Source organism: Sutterella sp. (assembly GCF_030539355.1).
In the GTDB taxonomy this organism is placed as follows: Bacteria; Pseudomonadota; Gammaproteobacteria; order Burkholderiales; family Burkholderiaceae_F; genus Sutterella.
Genome location: NZ_JAUNSF010000160.1, coordinates 1 through 4,005 on the forward strand (window position 1 = coordinate 1; position 4,005 = coordinate 4,005).

At 62.3% G+C, this 4,005-nt stretch carries 2 protein-coding genes; one reads left to right on the forward strand and one right to left on the reverse strand.

The window, feature by feature from the left end; all coding sequences use genetic code 11:
- Positions 1-634 precede the first annotated feature (634 nt).
- Complete coding sequence (locus Q4F91_RS12990) at positions 635-2,350, reverse strand: hypothetical protein (RefSeq protein ID WP_303338155.1); 1,716 nt, start codon at positions 2,348-2,350, stop codon at positions 635-637.
- Between the two features lie 797 nt (positions 2,351-3,147).
- On the opposite strand from Q4F91_RS12990, the gene Q4F91_RS12995 reads away from it, so the two are divergent.
- Positions 3,148-3,978, forward strand: coding sequence for an SLC13 family permease (locus Q4F91_RS12995; protein ID WP_303338156.1), 831 nt, complete (start codon positions 3,148-3,150; stop codon positions 3,976-3,978).
- Positions 3,979-4,005: the final 27 nt, after the last annotated feature.

The following is a 4,005-nucleotide window of genomic DNA, read 5'->3' on the forward strand; positions in this document are numbered from 1 at the left end:
TACCGAAGTAGCTACCGCCTTTCCAACCTACCCACTCGAAACAGCGAAAGGCCTTTTTTCTCTCCTTCTGAGAGTCCTGCAAAATCTGAATCCGCATCTTCGAAACGACAGCCCGAAGGCCTTCGGCGGGAGGGGGCCGGGGAGGCCGTCCTGAAGGGCCTCAGTCCTCAACGAAGATCGTTTCAATCGATTTGCGGACGCTTTTCGTCAGCGTCCGCGAGGGAACGCCCGTGGAAGTGCGCCGCGTACCGGCGCTTTCCGGGCTTTTCCAACGGGCGGCGGATGCGCCCGGGGTCGTCGCCCGCGAAGGTCCCGGCCTCCTCGGTGATGAGCGAGGCCTGCGTGGCTTCTGCCTCTCGCCCCCGTTTGTCAACGTCATTTGCTGACTGCTGTCGCAGTCATGAGGGGTGGAGGAGGGAATCTGTGAGCGACGTGATTTCTCGCATTATACAGACTGTCGTGCAAAAGTGAGGTGCCGGCCTTTGAGCCGCCTGTGTGCGGAAAGATGGCGGACTCCGGGGGAAGGTCCGGGATGTCTGCGGCGCTTTTCCTGCGGAGACCGCCCGCCGGAGATGGTGATCACTCCGGCGGGCGGTGCTCCTGTGCCTCCGAGGAGGCTTCTCTCTTCCGGGCCTCAGTCAGCCTTCCTCTTTCCCTGGCGCTTGCGAAGCATCGAGCGTCTCAGGCCAAGGCTCTTCCTGTAGGCGTCACACGCATCGGAACCTGCACAGCTGAGGGCCTCGGCAATCGCGCCCGCGCCGGTGAGCTCGAGCTCAAGACCGGGCCTGAGTCTGAGCACGAATTCAAGGCCCGGGACGGAGGGGTGGATCGTCGCCTCGGCCCTGTCGACGAGCCTGTCGATCAGCTCCTTGTCTTCCTCGCTCATGCGCCAGTGGCACTCGTGGGCGAAGCGGCTGAGGAACGGAAGGTTCTCCCGCATTGTCCTGAGAAGCGCCGCGGCACCGTCCGCAGACCTGACAAGGAGCGTCAGTGCGTGCGTATTGTCCTGGACGGCGTTCCTCACCGACGCGGCGCGGTCCCCGAGGAGGGCGATGTAGGCGGGGGTGTCGAGCTGCTTCTCGGCGGCCCTCCTGCGCTTCGCGGCCCTGGGATCACGGGCGAGCTTCGTCCATTCTGCGTCGACCGGCTCCGCGGAGGGGGCCTCGGCGGGGAGACGACCGAGCGCTGCCTTGATTTCGTCCGGATTCGGTTCGGCCGGCGAGTAGGCGAGGAGCTCCTTCTGCAGAACATCAGGCGCTGCGCTGCGCGAGATTCTGTACTCGACCCCGCGGTACTTGATGACGGGCTCAAGGTGCGGTCTCGCATCTGCCTTCGCCTTTGCCTCGTCGCGGCGGCGTCCGTTGAGCCTCCCGAGGACTTCCCCGCGGATGTCCTCGTCGGGACTCGCGAGGAGGGTCTCCTCAAGGAGCCACCAGTCATCGCGGTCGCGGAGACTGTCCATCAGGTTGCCGATCATGTCCTGCTCCTCCTCAAGGAAACACTCGACCTCGTCGGTCGAGAAGCTGCGCGGCATTGCCCCGAGCGAACGGCGGACCCGCACTGACAGATCCTCCGCGTACCCGCGCGCACTCGCTGTCCTCGCTTCCGCCAGCCCTGCAAACTCGCAGCGGACCCAGTTGCGCGGATCCGTGAGGCCGATGTCGAAGAACTGCTCGAGGAGCTCGGCGCCATCGAAACAGTCATTGATCAGTAAGCCGTACATCCAGCTGATCGCCTGCTCAATGCCGTCGCGCCCGGTGGCGGTGACCGGCGCCTTGCCGGGGATGCGCAGCTTGAATTCAGGGCCTTCCATTCCGTGCGCGAACTCGAACTTCTCGACGAGCGGACGGATCGCCGCGACGCATTTCCCGGAGAGCTCAAGGTCCTTGAGCTTGCCGGCGCAGAGACACCTGACGTCAGCGTCGAGGAAAGCTTCGTCGAGCGCCTTCAGTCCCTTTTTCGAGGCGGAGAGGAACTCGAGCGCGCGCGGGCTGCGGATCACCGACTGGCGCACGGCGAGCGAGCGGTCGCCGAGGAGGCGGATGTAGGCGGCGAGGCCGAGCGGGCCTCTCGCGGCCGTCTCGCGCACGGCCGCGGCGCCGTTTCTGGAGAGCTTCGCCCAGAAGTCCTTGATCTCCTTGGGATAGTCCCCGGTGTCCTTCACGTGACCGCCCAGGCCGTTGAGTTTGATTTCCCACGGGCTCTCGCGAATGACGTCCTCGTCCTCGTAGTCCGCCGCATCGTTCCCGGAGATGTCCTCCAGGATCTCGGCCGCCTCGTCGAGATCAACCTCGACGCTGATGTAGTCGTACGCGAAGACCGCGACGTCGGAATCGTCAAATCTGGTCATGTTGTTTCTCCGGTCGTTGACTGGCGGCCGGCCCGGGGCATGGCCTTCCTGACTTCACACACTTCTGTCAGCGGCGCCGGGCGCTCCCGGCGAGGCGGGTTGTCGGGGGCCTCGGGCGGGGCGCGGACATCTCCATCTTAAGCGTCGCTGTATGGTGCATTATACATGTAATTCGGAAGAATGCAAATCCCTTCCCAGGCCGTTTCGGAATTTCTTTTGCTTCTTTCGTTTTTTTCGGTCCCGGTCACGCAACCTGAGGACGGGGAGGAAGTACTGCGTGACTGAGAAATCCGACCGGGGCGGAGTTCGGGGTTTCTTTTGCTTCTTTCTGTTTTTTGACCTCCGGCTTACGACCGGGACGGGGCGTCCGGAGGCTCTCCGGAGCAGTGGACCGTGGTTGGCGCGGCGTGCGCCGCGGGCAGGAAGAGGCAGCAGACGCATTGGGGTGACACTGCGAGACGGCTGGTCGGCCGAATGTTGTATCGGTGACTTCTAGGGAAAACCCGTATAAAAATTCAGTCCCCCAAAGGGTTAGTCCGAAGGTACAGGTGCCGTTCTGAAGCAAGGTGGCTACTCGCTTTCCCTGAGGGCACGTTTATCTCCCGCGGGGTATGCTTCTTAAACTGTCTTAAGGTTGGCTGCATGTGCCAGGTTGGCGCAGCATGTCCGATCCGCGGCTTCAGAGGCGGTTCCCGCGGGAATCGCATGCCGGAGATCGCGGATACAGTAGTTAGCCTTAATAGGTAAAGGTAAACCCTAAACATCTACCAACTTCCAAAACAATTAGAGGAGGCGGCATGTCGATGGAGTCTGACTCACTGGTGACAGTGAGTCTTGCAAAAACCAAGGTGTGGGCACTTATATTGGGCCCGCTCCTTGCAATTCTCGTGTACTACCTGCTCCCGGAGAGCTACGTGAACGGGGCGGGCGAGACCGTCGCCTTCTCCCAGGGCGGCCGCGCCTGCGCGGGCGTCGTGGTCCTGATGGCGTTCTTCTGGTTCACCGAGGCAATCCCGATCGCGGTCACCGCGATGGTGCCGCTCGTCTTCTTCCCGCTTCTCGGGATCGCGACCCCGGGCGAGACGATGAAGCACTATGCCTCGGGCACTGTGTTCCTCTTCCTCGGCGGCTTCCTCCTTGCCGCGGGCATTCACCGCTGGCATCTTGACCGCCGCATCGCCCTCGTGACCATCCGCATCTTCGGCACGAATCCCAAGCAAATGGTATTCGGCATGCTGATGAGCACCGCGTTCCTGTCGGCCTGGGTGTCGAACTCCGCCACCGCCGCGATGATGTGCCCGATCGCGGTCGCCATGCTCGCGCTCGTGCGCTCGACGCAGACCGAGCAGAAGATCGGCAAGGATGAGCGCAACTTCGGCGTCTGCATGCTGCTCGCCGTGGCTTATGCTGCGTCGATCGGCGGTTGCGCAACTATTGTAGGTTCCCCTCCCAACGGAATTTTCGCGCGCTTTTTAAGTGACGCGTACGGACTTGAGGTGTCGTTCCTGCAGTGGTTCTCTGTCGCCATTCCGGTGACACTGATCATGCTGCCGATAGTGTTTTTCGCGCTCTGTTACATTTTCTTCCCGATCAAGATGAAAGTAGGGCGGATTCGTGAATTTCACTAAACACCTCACTATGCCCTCGGGGAAGGC

Excerpts from the sequence above, each read along its gene's own strand:
- Q4F91_RS12990 (WP_303338155.1), bottom strand. The coding sequence starts at position 2,350 with ATGACCAGATTTGACGATTCCGACGTCGCGGTCTTCGCGTACGACTAC.
- Q4F91_RS12995 (WP_303338156.1), top strand. The coding sequence starts at position 3,148 with ATGTCGATGGAGTCTGACTCACTGGTGACAGTGAGTCTTGCAAAAACC.